The following is a 16979-nucleotide window of genomic DNA, read 5'->3' as shown; positions in this document are numbered from 1 at the left end:
TTGCGCGCGGCGCAAGGTACGGAAAAATTCCTGTTAGGAGTCGAAAATGGCAAAAGGTAAATTCGAACGGACCAAGCCGCACGTCAACGTAGGCACGATTGGTCACGTCGACCACGGCAAGACCACGCTGACGGCAGCGATCGCGACGGTGTTGTCGAAGAAGTTCGGCGGCGAAGCGAAGGCGTATGACCAGATCGACGCGGCGCCGGAAGAAAAGGCACGCGGTATCACGATCAACACAGCGCACGTCGAGTACGAAACGCAGAACCGTCACTACGCGCACGTTGACTGCCCGGGTCACGCCGACTATGTGAAGAACATGATTACGGGTGCAGCGCAGATGGACGGCGCAATCCTGGTGTGTTCGGCCGCGGACGGCCCGATGCCGCAAACGCGTGAGCACATCCTGTTGGCCCGTCAGGTTGGCGTGCCGTACATCATCGTGTTCCTGAACAAGTGCGACATGGTTGACGACGCCGAGTTGCTGGAACTGGTGGAAATGGAAGTGCGCGAGCTTCTGTCGAAGTACGACTTCCCGGGCGACGACACGCCGATCATCAAGGGTTCGGCCAAGCTGGCGCTGGAAGGCGACACGGGCGAGCTGGGTGAAGTGGCAATTCTGAACCTGGCCAACGCGCTGGACACGTACATCCCGACGCCGGAGCGTGCAGTTGACGGTACGTTCCTGATGCCGGTGGAAGACGTGTTCTCGATCTCGGGTCGCGGCACGGTGGTGACGGGCCGTATCGAGCGTGGCGTGGTGAAGGTGGGCGAAGAAATCGAAATCATCGGTATCAAGCCGACGGTGAAGACGACGTGCACGGGCGTGGAAATGTTCCGCAAGCTGTTGGACCAAGGTCAGGCGGGCGACAACGTGGGTATTCTGTTGCGCGGCACGAAGCGTGAAGACGTGGAACGTGGTCAAGTGCTGGCCAAGCCGGGTTCGATCACGCCGCACACGCACTTCACGGCTGAAGTGTATGTGTTGAGCAAGGACGAAGGCGGCCGTCATACGCCGTTCTTCAACAACTATCGCCCGCAGTTCTACTTCCGTACCACGGACGTGACGGGTTCGATCGAGTTGCCGAAGGACAAGGAAATGGTGATGCCGGGCGACAACGTGTCGATTACGGTGAAGCTGATTGCACCGATCGCCATGGAAGAAGGCCTGCGCTTCGCTATCCGTGAAGGCGGTCGTACCGTCGGCGCCGGTGTCGTGGCCAAGGTTCTCGAGTAAGTCGGGCAACGCCAGAAATTGCTCGATAGTCTGTAGTTTTCGGGGTTAGCGAAATTGCTGACCCCAACTGGTTTAGGGGTATAGCTCAACTGGCAGAGCGTCGGTCTCCAAAACCGAAGGTTGGGGGTTCGATTCCCTCTGCCCCTGCCACAATCTTGCGTCTCCGGGCGCTGCTTAAGGTGTTATGGCGAATCCTTCCGTCGAAACTGTAAATACTTCCGGCGACAAGTTGATGTTGACCGCGGGCGTATTGTTGGTCTTGGCCGGGTTCGTAGGTTTCTTCTGGCTCAGTGGCCAGGAGTGGTACGTTCGCGGCGCCGCGCTTGCTGTCGGCTTGATCGCGGGTGTCGCGGTCGGTCTTCTCTCCGCACCGGGAAAAGGTTTTATCGCCTTTGCCAAAGATTCGTACAAAGAAGTCCGCAAGGTGGTGTGGCCGACGCGCAAGGAAGCCACGCAAACCACATTGGTGGTCTTTGCGTTTGTACTCGTCATGGCAATCTTCTTGTGGCTTAGCGATAAGTCGATCGAGTGGGTGATATTCTCGGTAATTCTGGGTTGGAGATGATATGAGCGAAGCACCGGCATCACCTAGCGGAAAACGTTGGTACGTCGTGCACGCCTACTCCGGCATGGAGAAAAGCGTGCAACGCGCGCTTCAAGAGCGCATCGACCGCGCCGGCATGCAGGATCAATTTGGTCAAATTCTCGTTCCGACCGAAGAAGTTGTAGAAGTGAAAGGTGGTCATAAATCTGTGACTGAGCGTCGTTTTTTTCCGGGCTATGTGCTCGTGGAAATGGAAATGACGGACGAAACCTGGCACTTGGTAAAAAATACGGCTAAAGTGACGGGTTTTGTCGGCGGGGCGCGTAATCGTCCGAGTCCGATCTCTCCGCGTGAAGTGGAAAAGATCATGTCGCAGATGCAAGAAGGCGTGGAAAAGCCGCGCCCGAAGACCCTGTTCGAAGTAGGCGAGATGGTGCGGGTCAAGGAAGGCCCGTTCACGGACTTCAACGGCAACGTCGAAGAAGTGAACTACGAAAAATCGCGGGTTCGTGTATCCGTAACGATTTTCGGACGTTCTACTCCCGTAGAGCTTGAATTCGGTCAGGTAGAAAAGGTTTAACAAGTATTCGTAGTTCGCCGCGCTCGAAGTGTGAACTTCGTAGCGCGGTTCGCGCTTACAGTCCGCATATGACTGTTGAGGAGCGTCAGTAGCTATTTTGGCGAGCGCGCGTTATCACTCACCGAACGCTAACGCGTTCTGCAGAGGTTTTCAACATGGCAAAGAAAATCATCGGCTTTATCAAACTGCAGATTCCTGCAGGTAAAGCCAATCCGTCACCGCCGGTTGGTCCGGCACTGGGCCAGCGCGGCCTGAACATCATGGAGTTCTGCAAGGCGTTTAACGCGCAGACTCAAGCGATGGAGCCGGGTCTGCCCGTGCCGGTGGTTATTACGGCATTCGCGGACAAGAGCTTCACGTTCATCATGAAGACGCCGCCGGCTACCGTTCTGATCAAGAAGGCTGCGGCCATCCAGAAGGGTTCGCCGAAGCCGCACGTCGACAAGGTCGGCAATATCACGCGCGCGCAAGCTGAAGAAATCGCAAAGACCAAGATGCCTGACCTTACGGCAGCGGATCTGGATGCAGCGGTCCGTACGATCGCAGGCAGCGCCCGTTCAATGGGCATCACCGTGGAGGGCGTGTAAATGGCTAAGCTTTCTAAGCGCCTGCAAGCGCTCGCTACCAAGGTAGACCGGATGAAGCTGTATCCGATCGATGACGCTCTGTCGATCGTGAAGGAATGCGCAAGCGCCAAGTTCGATGAATCCATCGACGTGGCTGTGCAACTCGGCATCGACGCGAAAAAGTCGGATCAAGTGGTTCGCGGTTCGGTCGTGTTGCCTGCTGGTACCGGCAAGTCGGTTCGCGTTGCTGTGTTTGCGCAAGGCGAAAAGGCTGAGCAAGCTCGTGCAGCGGGTGCAGAAGTGGTGGGTATGGAAGACCTGGCTGAACAAGTCAAGGCTGGTAATCTGAATTTCGACGTTGTGATCGCTTCGCCGGACACGATGCGCGTTGTCGGTACGCTCGGCCAGATTCTCGGCCCACGCGGCCTGATGCCGAATCCGAAAGTCGGTACTGTGACCGCCGACGTTGCTCAAGCAGTGCGCAACGCAAAGGCTGGTCAAGTTCAGTTCCGCGTCGACAAAGGCGGGATCATCCACGCAACCATCGGCCGTGCATCGTTTGAGCCGGCGTCGTTGCGTCAGAATTTGTCGGCACTGGTGGAAGCCTTGCAAAAGGCCAAGCCGGCGACCAGCAAGGGCGTTTATCTGCGCAAGATCGCATTGTCGAGCACCATGGGTGTTGGCGTGCGTGTCGATCACGCAACGCTCTCGCAGTAAAGAATCATGCATGGGTTCACGCATTAAAGTGTGAACCCATGTTAAGGGCTTTGGGCGGTTGCAAGCTGCAGTTGAGCGCGCAACCGGTTGTCAAAGACCGTTGGCGGAAGCGCAGCAATTGGGCGTGACCTTAATGCAAGCCAACGCAGATGGCGAACCCGTAACAGTTTTGGTGTGGTTGAAATCGGTTGTCGCGTGTTGTGAGATGCGCACTGGCTGATCGAAATACTCCTGACAGGTCGGACGCCGTTGTTGAACGCGATGCGCTAAGTTGGCGTGTCGAATCTGGAGGTTTAACCGTGCCACTGAACAAAGAAGACAAGCAGGCAGTTGTCGCTGAAGTCGCCGCGCAGGTCGCGAAGGCCCAGACGATGGTGCTCGCTGAGTATCGTGGAATTGCGGTTGGCGATCTGACCAAGCTGCGCGCAAAGGCTCGCGAGCAACAAGTGTATCTCCGCGTGTTGAAAAACACGTTGGCGCGTCGCGCTGTGGAAGGTACGCCGTTCGCTCCGCTGGCCGAGCAGATGACTGGTCCTCTGATCTACGGCATCTCTGAAGATGCAATTGCTGCTGCCAAGGTTGTAAACGACTTCGGCAAAACCAATGACAAGTTGATCATCAAGGCCGGTTCCTACGAAGGCAATGTGATGGACAAGGCGGCTGTGCAAGCACTCGCCAACATCCCGAGCCGCGAAGAACTGCTCTCCAAGTTGTTGTACGTCATGCAAGCTCCTGTTTCAGGCTTCGCGCGCGCCTTGGCCGCGCTTGCCGAGAAGAAGGGCGGCGGCGCAGAAGCTCCGGCTGAAGCGCAACCGGAAGTTGCTGCTTAACGTATCGCGCTTGGTTGCCTGGTTAGGCTTACAAGATCGCTGGCTGTATCCGAATTCAATTTAGGAGTATTTCAAATGGCAATCGCAAAAGATGACATCCTCGAAGCTGTAAGCTCGATGTCGGTTCTGGAATTGAACGAGCTGGTCAAGGCGTTTGAAGAAAAGTTTGGCGTGTCGGCTGCTGCTGTCGCTGTTGCTGGCCCCGCTGGTGCTGGCGCCGCTGCTGCTGAAGAGCAAACCGAGTTCACCGTGAACCTGGTTGAAGTGGGCGCGAACAAGGTATCGGTCATTAAGGCAGTTCGTGAACTGACGGGTCTCGGCCTGAAGGAAGCGAAGGACCTGGTTGACGGCGCACCGAAGGCTGTTAAGGAATCGGTACCGAAAGCTGCTGCTGAAGAAGCGAAGAAGAAGCTGGAAGAAGCAGGCGCGAAGGCTGAAATCAAGTAAGTTCGGCTGCGCTTTGCTAAGGCTGGCGGTCTATGACCGCCGGCCTTTTTCTGCTTTGTGGGGACTATGTTTTGAGTCGTTGGTTTCGGCAACAATGACCACATAGAAGCCAAAGAAAAATATCGGCTGGAGTGATTTTGCCGATTCTTTTCTTTGTCTTCTGAAGCGACTGCAGAAGGCAAGTTTGGTCGGGTAGCGGGAAACATAGGCATCCGCTGCCGTCAGCCAGCGGTTGGTAGCGGCCAACCACCAAGCTTCTAGGCTCGTTCGTCCCTCCCCGGACGTATGACGAGTCTCAGTCGGTGAACACCGGGTCGTGTCATCGAGGTATCCCGCCTCGGCAACGCCCGCCGTGATTCGGAGATCGTATGCAATATTCCTTCACCGAGAAGAAGCGTATTCGCAAGAGTTTCGCGAAACGCCCCATCGTTCACCAGGTTCCCTTTCTGCTGGCCACCCAGCTTGAATCATTCAGCACCTTTCTGCAAGAGACCACCAGCGCAACACAGCGTAAAGCGGAAGGGTTGCAAGCAGCGTTTTCGTCGGTGTTTCCGATCGTTTCGCACAACGGGTTCGCGCGTCTCGAGTTCGTAAGCTACATGCTCTCGCCGCCGGCATTCAACATCAAGGAATGTCAGCAGCGCGGTTTGACGTACTGCTCCGCCTTGCGCGCGAAGGTGCGCCTGGTGCTGCTCGACAAGGAATCGCCGAGCAAGCCGGTCGTCAAGGAAGTGAAGGAGCAGGAAGTCTACATGGGCGAAATGCCGCTCATGACGCCGACCGGTTCGTTCGTCATCAACGGCACGGAACGCGTGATCGTGTCCCAGTTGCATCGTTCGCCTGGCGTGTTTTTCGAGCACGACAAGGGCAAGACGCACAGCTCGGGCAAGCTGCTTTTCTCGGCTCGTATCATTCCTTACCGCGGTTCGTGGCTCGACTTCGAATTCGATCCGAAGGACGTGCTGTATTTCCGCGTCGACCGTCGCCGGAAAATGCCGGTGACAATCCTGCTGAAGGCCATCGGCCTGACGCCGGAACAGATCCTCGCGAACTTCTTCGTATTCGATAACTTCGCGCTGATGGCCGAAGGCGCGCAAATGGAATTCGTGCCGGAGCGTCTGCGCGGTGAAGTTGCGCGCTTCGACATCCAGGATCGCGAAGGCAACGTCATCGTCCAGAAGGACAAGCGGATCAACGCAAAGCACATTCGCGACCTCGAAGCCGCGAAGACGAAGTTCATCTCGGTTCCCGAAGACTATTTGCTTGGCCGCGTGCTGGCAAAGAACGTCGTGGACGGCGAGACGGGCGAAGTGATCGCGAACGCCAACGACGAAATCACCGAAACCGTGCTCGAAAAGCTGCGCGAGTCGAAGGTCAAGGACATCCAGACGCTCTACACGAACGATCTGGATCAAGGTCCGTACATCTCGTCGACGCTGCGTATCGACGAAACGGCTGACCGCATGGCCGCACGTATCGCGATTTACCGCATGATGCGTCCGGGCGAACCGCCGACGGAAGAAGCCGTCGAGGCGCTCTTCAACCGCCTGTTCTATAGCGAAGACGCGTACGACCTGTCGAAGGTGGGTCGTATGAAGTTCAATCGCCGGGTGGGCCGTGACGAAATCGTCGGTCCGATGACGCTGCAGGACGAGGACATTCTCGCGACCATCAAGATTCTGGTCGAGCTGCGTAACGGCAAGGGCGAAGTCGATGACATCGATCACTTGGGCAATCGCCGCGTGCGTTGCGTCGGTGAATTGGCTGAGAACCAGTTCCGTGCTGGCCTAGTGCGCGTGGAACGGGCTGTGAAGGAACGTCTGGGTCAGGCTGAAAGCGAAAACCTGATGCCGCACGACCTGATCAATTCGAAGCCGATTTCGTCTGCCATCCGCGAGTTCTTTGGTTCGTCGCAGTTGTCGCAGTTTATGGACCAGACGAATCCGCTGTCGGAAATCACGCACAAGCGCCGTGTTTCGGCTCTTGGACCGGGCGGTTTGACGCGTGAACGCGCTGGCTTTGAAGTCCGCGACGTGCACCCGACTCACTACGGCCGCGTGTGCCCGATTGAAACGCCGGAAGGTCCGAACATCGGGCTGATCAACTCGCTCGCGCTGTACGCGCACTTGAACGAATACGGTTTCCTCGAGACGCCGTATCGGAAAGTGGTGGACGGCAAGGTAACCGATCAAATCGATTACTTGTCGGCGATTGAAGAGGGCCGTTACGTGATCGCTCAGGCGAACGCGTCGCTGGGCGAAGGCGGCACGCTGACCGACGAACTGGTTTCGTCGCGTGAAGCAGGCGAAACGCTGATGGTGACGCCTGACCGCATTCAGTACATGGACGTGGCGCCGTCGCAGATCGTGTCCGTGGCTGCTTCGCTGATTCCGTTCCTTGAACACGATGACGCGAACCGCGCATTGATGGGCTCGAACATGCAGCGTCAGGCAGTGCCTTGCCTGCGTCCGGAAAAGGCTGTGGTCGGTACGGGCATTGAACGTACGGTGGCGGTCGACTCGGGTACGACGGTTCAGGCGTTCCGCGGCGGTATCGTGGATTACGTCGATGCCGGCCGTATCGTGATTCGGGTGAACGACGACGAAGCGGTCGCCGGCGAAGTCGGTGTGGACATCTACAACCTGATCAAGTACACGCGTTCGAACCAGAACACGAACATCAACCAGCGTCCTATCGTGAAGGTCGGCGACAAGGTTGGCCGTGGCGACGTGGTGGCTGACGGTGCATCGACCGATCTGGGCGAGCTCGCGCTTGGCCAGAACATGCTCGTCGCGTTCATGCCGTGGAACGGCTACAACTTCGAAGATTCGATCCTGATCTCGGAAAAGGTCGTGGCGGAAGACCGCTACACGTCGATCCACATTGAAGAACTGAATGTGGTCGCGCGCGACACGAAGCTCGGACCGGAAGAAATCACGCGCGACATCTCGAACCTGGCTGAAGTGCAACTCGGCCGTCTCGATGAGTCGGGCATTGTGTACATCGGCGCTGAAGTCGAAGCGGGCGACGTGCTGGTCGGCAAGGTCACGCCGAAGGGCGAAACCCAGTTGACGCCGGAAGAAAAGCTGCTGCGCGCAATTTTCGGCGAGAAGGCGTCGGACGTGAAGGATACGTCGCTGCGCGTGCCCTCGGGCATGAGCGGAACGGTGATCGACGTGCAGGTGTTCACGCGCGAAGGCATTACGCGTGACAAGCGTGCACAGCAGATCATCGATGACGAACTGAAGCGTTATCGCCTGGACTTGAACGATCAGTTGCGTATTGTGGAAGGCGACGCGTTCTCGCGTCTTGCCCGCATGCTCAACGGCAAGATCGCGAACGGCGGTCCGAAGAAGCTGGCGAAGGGCACGGCGATCGATCTGCCGTATCTGGAAGATCTGGATCACTACCACTGGTTCGACATCCGTCTGGCCGACGAAGAAGCCGCTGCGCAACTGGAAGCCATCAAGGATTCCATCGAACAGAAGCGTCACCAGTTCGACCTCGCGTTCGAAGAAAAGCGCAAGAAGCTGACGCAAGGCGACGAACTGCCGCCGGGCGTGCTGAAGATGGTCAAGGTGTATCTGGCCGTCAAGCGTCGCCTGCAGCCGGGCGACAAGATGGCCGGCCGTCACGGCAACAAGGGTGTCGTGTCGAAGATCGTGCCGATCGAAGACATGCCGTACATGGCCGACGGCCGTCCGGCCGACGTCGTGTTGAATCCGCTGGGCGTGCCTTCACGGATGAACGTGGGTCAGATTCTCGAAGTGCATCTGGGCTGGGCCGCGAAGGGTCTGGGCTGGCGCATTGGCGAGATGCTGCAGCATCAGGCGAAGGTTGAAGAGCTCCGTGCATTCCTGACGAAGATCTACAACGAGTCGGGCCGTGCCGAAGAGCTGGAAAGCTTCAGCGACGACGAAATCGTCGAACTGGCGAAGAACCTGCGCGAAGGCGTTCCTTTTGCAACGCCGGTGTTCGACGGCGCGACGGAAGGCGAAATGGAACGTGCGCTGGATCTGGCGTTCCCGGACGACATCGCGAAACAGCTTGGCATGACGAAGTCGAAGAATCAGGTGCAGTTGAGCGACGGCCGCACGGGTGAACCGTTCGAACGGACGGTCACGGTGGGCTACATGCATTACCTGAAACTGCATCACCTGGTCGACGACAAGATGCATGCCCGTTCGACCGGACCGTACTCGCTCGTCACACAGCAGCCGCTGGGTGGTAAGGCGCAGTTCGGTGGCCAGCGTTTCGGTGAGATGGAAGTGTGGGCGCTCGAGGCATATGGCGCTTCGTACGTGCTGCAGGAAATGCTGACTGTCAAGTCGGATGACGTGGCCGGTCGTACCAAGGTGTATGAAAACCTGGTCAAGGGTGACCACGTGATCGACGCCGGCATGCCTGAGTCGTTCAATGTGTTGGTGAAGGAAATCCGGTCGCTCGGTATCGACATCGACCTGGACCGGAACTAATCGGACTACTGGAGAGACGCAATGAAAGCTCTGCTCGATCTATTCAAGCAAGTCCAACAACCTGAAGTTTTTGACGCGATCAAGATCGGTCTGGCCTCGCCGGACAAGATCCGTTCGTGGTCCTTCGGCGAAGTGAAAAAGCCTGAAACCATCAACTACCGGACATTCAAGCCGGAACGCGATGGCCTGTTTTGCGCCAAGATTTTTGGCCCGATCAAGGACTACGAATGCCTGTGCGGCAAGTACAAGCGCCTGAAGCATCGCGGCGTGATCTGCGAAAAGTGCGGCGTTGAAGTCACGCTCGCCAAGGTGCGCCGCGAACGGATGGGCCACATTGAACTGGCCTCGCCGGTTGCGCACATCTGGTTTTTGAAGTCGCTGCCGTCGCGTCTGGGCATGGTGCTCGACATGACGCTGCGCGACATCGAACGCGTGCTGTATTTCGAAGCGTACGTGGTGATCGAACCGGGCATGACGCCGCTGAAAGCGCGGCAGATCATGACGGAAGAGGATTACTACAACAAAGTCGAGGAATACGGCGACGAATTCCGTGCCGAGATGGGCGCGGAAGGCGTGCGTGAATTGCTTCGCGCGATCAACATCGACGAACAGGTCGAGTTGTTGCGCACCGAACTCAAGAACACGGGTTCGGAAGCGAAGATCAAGAAGTACGCGAAGCGCCTGAAAGTGCTCGAGGCATTCCAGCGTTCGGGCATCAAGCCTGACTGGATGGTGCTGGAAGTGCTGCCGGTGCTGCCGCCGGAACTGCGTCCGCTCGTGCCGCTCGACGGCGGCCGTTTCGCGACGTCGGACCTGAACGACCTGTATCGCCGCGTGATCAACCGTAACAACCGGTTGAAGCGTTTGCTCGAACTGAAGGCGCCTGAAATCATCGTCCGCAACGAAAAGCGGATGCTGCAGGAAGCCGTCGATTCGCTGCTCGACAACGGTCGCCGCGGTAAGGCAATGACCGGCGCGAACAAGCGTCCGCTGAAGTCGCTCGCCGACATGATCAAGGGTAAGGGCGGTCGTTTCCGTCAGAACTTGCTCGGTAAGCGCGTTGACTATTCGGGCCGTTCGGTGATCGTGGTTGGCCCAACGCTCAAGCTGCATCAGTGCGGCCTGCCGAAGCTGATGGCGCTCGAACTGTTCAAGCCTTTCATCTTCAACAAGCTGGAAGTGATGGGTGTGGCTACCACCATCAAGGCCGCGAAGAAGGAAGTCGAGAACCAGACCGCCGTTGTGTGGGACATTCTGGAAGAAGTGATCCGCGAACATCCGGTGATGCTGAACCGCGCGCCTACGCTTCACCGTCTTGGCATTCAGGCGTTCGAGCCGGTGCTGATCGAAGGCAAGGCGATTCAACTGCATCCGCTCGTTTGCGCGGCGTTCAACGCCGACTTCGACGGTGACCAGATGGCCGTTCACGTGCCGCTGTCGCTCGAAGCGCAGATGGAAGCGCGCACGCTGATGCTGGCGTCGAACAACGTCCTGTTCCCGGCCAACGGCGATCCGTCGATCGTGCCGTCGCAGGATATTGTGCTGGGTCTTTACTACGCATCGCGTGAAGCGGTGAATGGCAAGGGCGAAGGCATGACGTTCACGGGCGTTTCCGAAGCAATCCGCGCGTACGAAAACAAGGAAGTCGAGCTTGCGTCGCGCGTGAATGTCCGGATTACGGAAATGATCCACAACCCGGATCAGAGCGAAGGCGCACCGAAGTTCGTGCCCAAGGTCACGCTGTACGCAACGACGATCGGCCGCTCGATTCTTTCGGAGATTCTGCCGCCGGGACTGCCGTTCTCGGTGCTCAACCGGCCGTTGAAGAAGAAGGAAATTTCGCGCCTGATCAACACGGCATTCCGCAAGTGCGGTTTGCGCGAAACGGTGATTTTCGCCGACCAGTTGATGCAGATGGGTTTCCGTCTGGCAACGCGCGCTGGTATTTCGATTTGCGTCGACGACATGCTCGTGCCGCCGCAAAAAGAACAGATCGTCGGCGACGCAGCCAAGAAGGTGAAGGAATACGACCGTCAGTACATGTCGGGGCTCGTCACGTCGCAAGAGCGCTACAACAACGTGGTCGACATCTGGTCGGCAACGTCGGAGTCGGTCGGCAAGGCGATGATGGAGCAGTTGGCTACGGAACCCGTGGTCGACCGCGACGGTAATCAGACGAAGCAGGAATCGTTCAACTCGATCTACATGATGGCCGACTCGGGCGCACGTGGATCGGCTGTTCAGATTCGTCAGTTGGCCGGTATGCGTGGCCTGATGGCGAAGCCGGACGGCTCAATTATCGAGACGCCTATCACGGCGAACTTCCGTGAAGGTCTGAACGTGTTGCAGTACTTCATCTCGACGCACGGTGCACGTAAAGGCCTGGCCGATACGGCGTTGAAGACCGCGAACTCGGGTTACCTGACGCGTCGTCTCGTTGACGTGACGCAGGATCTGGTCGTGGTCGAAGACGATTGCGGCACGACCAACGGCGTTGCCATGAAGGCGCTGGTTGAAGGCGGTGAAGTTGTCGAAGCTCTGCGTGACCGGATTCTGGGTCGCGTGGCGGTAGCTGACGTCGTCAACCCGGAAACGCAGGAAACGCTGTTTGAATCGGGTTCGCTGCTTGACGAAGATGCGGTCGATGAAATCGAACGCCTGGGTATCGACGAAGTGCGCGTGCGCACGCCGTTGACTTGCGAAACGCGTTACGGCCTGTGCGCTTCGTGCTATGGCCGCGACCTGGGCCGTGGTTCGCGCGTGAACGTGGGCGAAGCGGTTGGTGTGATCGCGGCTCAGTCTATCGGCGAGCCGGGCACGCAGTTGACCATGCGTACGTTCCACATCGGTGGTGCGGCGTCGCGTGCGGCGATTGCTTCGTCGGTGGAAGCCAAGTCGAACGGCACGGTGCGTTTCACGGCAACCATGCGTTACGTCACGAATGCGAAGGGCGAGCAGATCGTCATCTCGCGTTCGGGCGAGGCGATCATTGCCGACGACCTCGGTCGTGAGCGTGAACGTCACAAAATCCCGTACGGCGCAACGTTGCTGCAACTCGACGGTGTGCAGATCAAGGCTGGTGCACAACTGGCTCAATGGGATCCGCTGACGCGTCCGATCATCACCGAGTGGGGCGGTACGGTGAAGTTCGAAAACGTCGAGGAAGGCGTGACGGTCGCGAAGCAGATCGACGATGTGACGGGGCTTTCCACGCTCGTCGTGATCGACGTGAAGCGTCGTGGTTCGCAAGCGTCGAAGAGCGTTCGTCCGCAAGTGAAACTGCTCGACGCGCAAGGCGAAGAAGTCAAGATCCCGAACACCGAGCATTCGGTGCAGATCGGCTTCCAGGTTGGCGCACTGATCACCGTGAAGGACGGTCAGCAGGTGCAGGTTGGTGAAGTGCTTGCACGTATCCCGGTTGAAGCGCAGAAGACGCGTGACATTACCGGTGGTCTGCCGCGCGTGGCCGAACTGTTCGAAGCGCGCTCGCCGAAGGACGCCGGCATTCTGGCAGAAGTCACGGGAACGACGTCGTTCGGTAAGGACACGAAGGGCAAACAGCGTCTCGTCATTACCGACGTGGAAGGGGAACAGCATGAGTTCCTGATCACGAAGGAAAAGCAGGTGCTGGTGCACGATGGTCAGGTCGTCAACAAGGGCGAAATGATCGTTGACGGTCCGGCCGATCCGCACGACATCCTGCGTTTGCAGGGTATCGAGGCGCTGGCGCGTTACATCGTGGACGAAGTGCAGGACGTGTACCGTCTGCAAGGCGTGAAGATCAACGACAAGCACATCGAAGTAATCGTGCGTCAGATGTTGCGCCGCGTGCAGATCGTCGACAACGGCGATACGCGTTTCATCATGGGCGAACAGGTTGAGCGTTCGGACATGCTGGACGAGAACGACCGGATGGCTGCGGAAGGCAAGATCCCCGCGACCTATGAGAACGTGCTGCTGGGTATCACGAAGGCATCGCTCTCGACCGATTCGTTCATCTCGGCAGCTTCGTTCCAGGAAACGACGCGCGTGTTGACCGAAGCGGCAATCATGGGCAAGCGCGATGATTTGCGCGGTCTGAAGGAAAACGTGATCGTGGGCCGTCTGATTCCGGCCGGCACGGGTCTCGCGTTCCACAAGGCACGCAAGAGCCGCGAGTTGTCGGATCGTCAACGTTTCGACCAGATTGCAGCGGAAGAATCGTTCGATTTCGGCACGCCCGAAGCTGCGCCTGTCGCACCTGCAGAACAGCAACATCCGGCGGAATAAGTTTGGGCTCGGGCCTTTTATGGCTCGGTCTTAAGCAACCATCTGCTGTTACCAAAACCGCCCGGTTCATACCGGGCGGTTTTTTTTTTGCTCTGCCGATTGGCTAACGTCAGGCCGATGCCCGTTTAAGCACGCTCTACGTTGGTAAAATCGGAGCACTCACGCTTCCGACGCATTCCGTCTCCCCAATGTCCCGTTCGCTCGAAATTCTCAAGGAAGTATTTGGCTATCCGGCTTTTCGCGGGCAGCAGGGCGATATTGTCGAACATGTGGCGGCCGGCGGAGACTCGCTCGTGCTCATGCCAACCGGCGGAGGGAAGTCGTTGTGTTACCAGATTCCCGCCTTATTAAGACGTGAAGCGGGATTCGGTGCGGGGATTGTCGTTTCGCCACTGATTGCGTTGATGCAGGATCAGGTTGCGGCTCTTAGCGAAGTTGGCGTGCGCGCCGCTTGCCTGAATTCCACGCTGACTGGCGCCGAAGCCGCAGCCACTGAGCGTGCGCTTCGCAACGGCGAGATCGACTTGTTGTATGTCGCGCCCGAACGCTTGATGACGCCGCGCTTTCTCGACCTGATCGAAAATGTGCGCATTGGCCTGTTTGCTATCGACGAAGCGCATTGTGTGTCGCAATGGGGCCACGATTTCCGGCCCGAATATATTCAGTTGTCGGTGCTGCATGAGCGGTTTCCGTCGGTGCCGCGAATTGCCCTGACAGCCACGGCAGACGCCATTACGCGCGATGAAATCGTTCACCGACTCGCTCTGGACGACGCCCGAATTTTCGTTTCGAGCTTCGACCGGCCGAACATCCGGTATCGGATCGTGGAGAAAGACAACGCGCGTGCGCAGTTGCTCGACTTCATCCGCGCCGAGCATACGAACCCTGACAAGACTACCGACGCCGGCGTGATCTATTGCCTGTCGCGGCGCAAGGTGGAAGAAACCGCGGACTGGCTGAAGAGCCAGGGTGTGCGCGCGTTGCCTTACCACGCGGGCATGGAGTACGAAACGCGCCAGCGGCATCAGGAAATGTTCAAGCGCGAAGAGGGCATCGTCATGTGCGCGACGATTGCTTTCGGCATGGGTATCGACAAGCCGGATGTGCGTTTTGTCGCGCATCTCGATCTGCCCAAGAGCGTGGAAGGCTATTACCAGGAAACGGGCCGTGCGGGCCGCGACGGCATGCCGGCGAACGCCTGGATGGCTTACGGCCTGGGCGATGTCGTCCAGCAGCGCAAGATGATCGACGAATCGGATGCGGACGACACCCATAAGCGTGTGCAGGGCGGCAAGCTCGACGCGCTGCTCGGGCTGTGCGAAGCGGCGTCCTGCCGGCGCGTGCGCCTGCTTGGCTACTTCGGCGAGGCCAGCCAGCCATGCGGTAATTGCGACACGTGCCTTGATCCGCCCGAATCGTGGGATGCAACGCGCGAGGCGCAGATGGCGCTGTCTTGTGTGTATCGCGCGTATAAGGCAAGCGGCTTTCATTTCGGTGCGGGACATTTGATCGATATCCTGCGCGGCAGCCGCTCCGAGAAACTGCTTCAGCGTGGTCACGAGAAGCTTTCTACTTTCGGTCTCGGCGCCGCGTTGTCGGAGCAGGAGTGGCGCGCGGTGTTTCGTCAACTGGTCGCGTTTGGCTACCTCGCGGTCGACCACGACGGCTTTGGTGCACTGATCCTCACCGAGGCGAGCAAGGCCGTGCTCAAGGGCGAGCAGAATGTGACGCTGCGCAAGTACGTCAAGCCGACGCGCACGCGTCAGTCGTCCAGCCGGACGGGCGAACGCGCCGATCCGACCACGGGCATGTCGCCGCGCGTCAAAGCCCGCTGGGAAAGGCTGCGGGCGTGGCGAGCGAGCATGGCGAAAAGCGACGGCGTGCCGGCCTATGTCATTTTCCACGATGCAACGCTGGCCGAAATCGCCCGCAACGAGCCGGATTCCATCGACGACCTGCGGCAGATTCCTGGAATTGGCGCGCGCAAGCTGGACCGTTTCGGCGACGAATTGCTGGAAGTAGTCGGCGCAGACTAGCTTTTTACGCGCCGAAGGCACGGTCGGGCATCCAAGATATTGACTGCATTGGGAATTTCAGATTATGATGCTAGGTTCTCGTTCTTGGATCTGCTAACAAGGTTTTCCTTGCAAGCACGAACATGAAGGGAAAGTTCGATGCGCAGGCCGTTTTGCTTTGCCCGAAACGGCGGCGTCGATTTTGATCAATTTAGGAATAGACAATGCCAACCATCAATCAATTGGTTCGCAAAGGCCGCGCTTCAGAAACAGTGAAGAGCAAGTCGCCGGCTTTGCAGGACTGCCCGCAGCGTCGCGGCGTGTGCACTCGCGTGTATACGACGACGCCGAAGAAGCCGAACTCGGCACTTCGTAAAGTTGCCAAGGTTCGTTTGACGAACGGCTTCGAAGTTATTTCGTACATCGGTGGTGAAGGCCACAACCTGCAGGAACACTCGGTCGTGCTGATTCGCGGCGGCCGTGTGAAAGACTTGCCGGGTGTGCGCTATCACATGGTTCGCGGCTCGCTGGATACCCAGGGCGTCAAGGATCGCAAGCAAGCTCGCTCGAAGTACGGTGCGAAGCGCGCCAAGGCTGGCAAGTAAGTTTTTGCCGGTTGAGCTGTACAGGTTGCCCGTAAAAGGGCGTTCAAGCGGTGGTGCCGGAAGTGCCGGTGCTGTCGAGTAAGTGGTCACCCGGCCAAGCTGGTTAGTCAATAGATGGATCGGGTTAGTTGGTGACCGCGGGGCCAATATGGCTCCAACTGAAAAATCAAAGGAAGAAACATGCCGCGTCGTCGCGAAGTCCCCAAGCGGGACATTTTGCCGGATCCGAAATTCGGCAACGTAGATGTAGCCAAGTTCATGAACGTGATCATGCTGTCGGGCAAGAAGTCGGTTGCCGAGCGTATTGTTTATGGTGCTTTTGAACAGATCCAGACCAAGGGTGGCAAGGACCCGCTGGAAGTGTTCACGGGTGCGCTCAACAACGTGAAGCCGGTGGTGGAAGTGAAGAGCCGCCGCGTTGGTGGTGCGAACTATCAAGTTCCAGTGGAAGTGCGTCCGTCGCGTCGTATGGCATTGGCGATGCGTTGGTTGCGCGAAGCTGCGAAAAAGCGCAGCGAGAAGTCGATGGCCCTGCGTCTCGCAGGTGAGCTTTCGGAAGCCGCGGAAGGCCGCGGCGGCGCGATGAAGAAGCGCGACGAGGTTCACCGGATGGCAGAAGCCAACAAGGCGTTCTCGCACTTCCGCTTCTAAGGCTGCTTTTAGGCCTCCCGACCTGGGACGAACGGAAAACCTC

General features: G+C 58.2%; 13 protein-coding genes and 1 tRNA gene. 13 read left to right on the top strand and 1 reads right to left on the bottom strand.

Annotation, left to right across the window (positions count from 1 at the left end; genetic code table 11):
- The first annotated feature begins 46 nt into the window (after positions 1 to 46).
- The 8 genes from tuf (at position 47) to rplL (ending at position 4921) form a co-directional block, all read left to right on the top strand.
- Positions 47 to 1237: an elongation factor Tu gene (gene tuf / locus ACRWA7_RS31775; protein ID WP_060858177.1), complete on the top strand. Its 1191-nt coding sequence runs from the start codon at positions 47 to 49 to the stop codon at positions 1235 to 1237.
- Positions 1238 to 1311: 74 nt separating this feature from the next.
- Positions 1312 to 1387 (top strand) — tRNA-Trp (locus tag ACRWA7_RS31770).
- 34 nt (positions 1388 to 1421) lie between these two features.
- A complete protein-coding gene (gene secE, locus ACRWA7_RS31765; protein ID WP_056355385.1) occupies positions 1422 to 1802 on the top strand; it encodes a preprotein translocase subunit SecE in 381 nt (126 codons plus the stop codon).
- Between the two features lies 1 nt (position 1803).
- Complete coding sequence (gene nusG / locus ACRWA7_RS31760) at positions 1804 to 2361, top strand: transcription termination/antitermination protein NusG (RefSeq protein ID WP_047845328.1); 558 nt, start codon at positions 1804 to 1806, stop codon at positions 2359 to 2361.
- A gap of 155 nt (positions 2362 to 2516) precedes the next feature.
- Positions 2517 to 2948: a 50S ribosomal protein L11 gene (gene rplK, locus ACRWA7_RS31755; protein WP_056355388.1), complete on the top strand. Its 432-nt coding sequence runs from the start codon at positions 2517 to 2519 to the stop codon at positions 2946 to 2948.
- Positions 2949 to 3644: a 50S ribosomal protein L1 gene (rplA, locus tag ACRWA7_RS31750; protein ID WP_060858178.1), complete on the top strand. Its 696-nt coding sequence runs from the start codon at positions 2949 to 2951 to the stop codon at positions 3642 to 3644. It abuts the gene before it with no gap.
- Positions 3645 to 3943: 299 nt separating this feature from the next.
- A complete protein-coding gene (rplJ, locus tag ACRWA7_RS31745) occupies positions 3944 to 4474 on the top strand; it encodes a 50S ribosomal protein L10 (RefSeq protein ID WP_060858179.1) in 531 nt (176 codons plus the stop codon).
- A gap of 75 nt (positions 4475 to 4549) precedes the next feature.
- Positions 4550 to 4921 (top strand): 50S ribosomal protein L7/L12, encoded by a 372-nt coding sequence (gene rplL, locus ACRWA7_RS31740; protein ID WP_060858180.1) that lies wholly within the window; start codon positions 4550 to 4552, stop codon positions 4919 to 4921.
- A 30-nt stretch (positions 4922 to 4951) separates the two neighbouring features.
- Here rplL and ACRWA7_RS31735 read toward each other — a convergent pair whose 3' ends face one another.
- Entirely contained in the window at positions 4952 to 5167 is a 216-nt protein-coding gene (locus tag ACRWA7_RS31735; RefSeq protein WP_157766698.1) for a hypothetical protein, read from the bottom strand.
- A 122-nt stretch (positions 5168 to 5289) separates the two neighbouring features.
- Here ACRWA7_RS31735 and rpoB point away from each other — a divergent pair, with 122 nt between their 5' ends.
- From rpoB to rpsG, 5 genes are all read left to right on the top strand, one after another.
- Positions 5290 to 9396 carry a DNA-directed RNA polymerase subunit beta gene (gene rpoB, locus ACRWA7_RS31730; RefSeq protein WP_060858181.1) on the top strand — a complete coding sequence of 1369 codons (4107 nt, stop codon included), beginning with the start codon at positions 5290 to 5292 and terminating at the stop codon, positions 9394 to 9396.
- A gap of 21 nt (positions 9397 to 9417) precedes the next feature.
- Positions 9418 to 13665: a DNA-directed RNA polymerase subunit beta' gene (gene rpoC, locus ACRWA7_RS31725; protein WP_060858182.1), complete on the top strand. Its 4248-nt coding sequence runs from the start codon at positions 9418 to 9420 to the stop codon at positions 13663 to 13665.
- Between the two features lie 188 nt (positions 13666 to 13853).
- A complete protein-coding gene (recQ, locus tag ACRWA7_RS31720; RefSeq protein ID WP_060858183.1) occupies positions 13854 to 15701 on the top strand; it encodes a DNA helicase RecQ in 1848 nt (615 codons plus the stop codon).
- A 203-nt stretch (positions 15702 to 15904) separates the two neighbouring features.
- Positions 15905 to 16285, top strand: a complete 381-nt coding sequence (gene rpsL / locus ACRWA7_RS31715) for a 30S ribosomal protein S12 (RefSeq protein ID WP_035935550.1) — start codon at positions 15905 to 15907, stop codon at positions 16283 to 16285.
- A 180-nt stretch (positions 16286 to 16465) separates the two neighbouring features.
- Positions 16466 to 16936 (top strand): 30S ribosomal protein S7, encoded by a 471-nt coding sequence (rpsG, locus tag ACRWA7_RS31710; RefSeq protein ID WP_031361587.1) that lies wholly within the window; start codon positions 16466 to 16468, stop codon positions 16934 to 16936.
- Positions 16937 to 16979: the final 43 nt, after the last annotated feature.

Source organism: Caballeronia sp. DA-9 (assembly GCF_051615025.1).
GTDB lineage: Bacteria > Pseudomonadota > Gammaproteobacteria > Burkholderiales > Burkholderiaceae > Caballeronia > Caballeronia sordidicola.
This window is presented reverse-complemented; position numbering and strand designations above follow the sequence as displayed.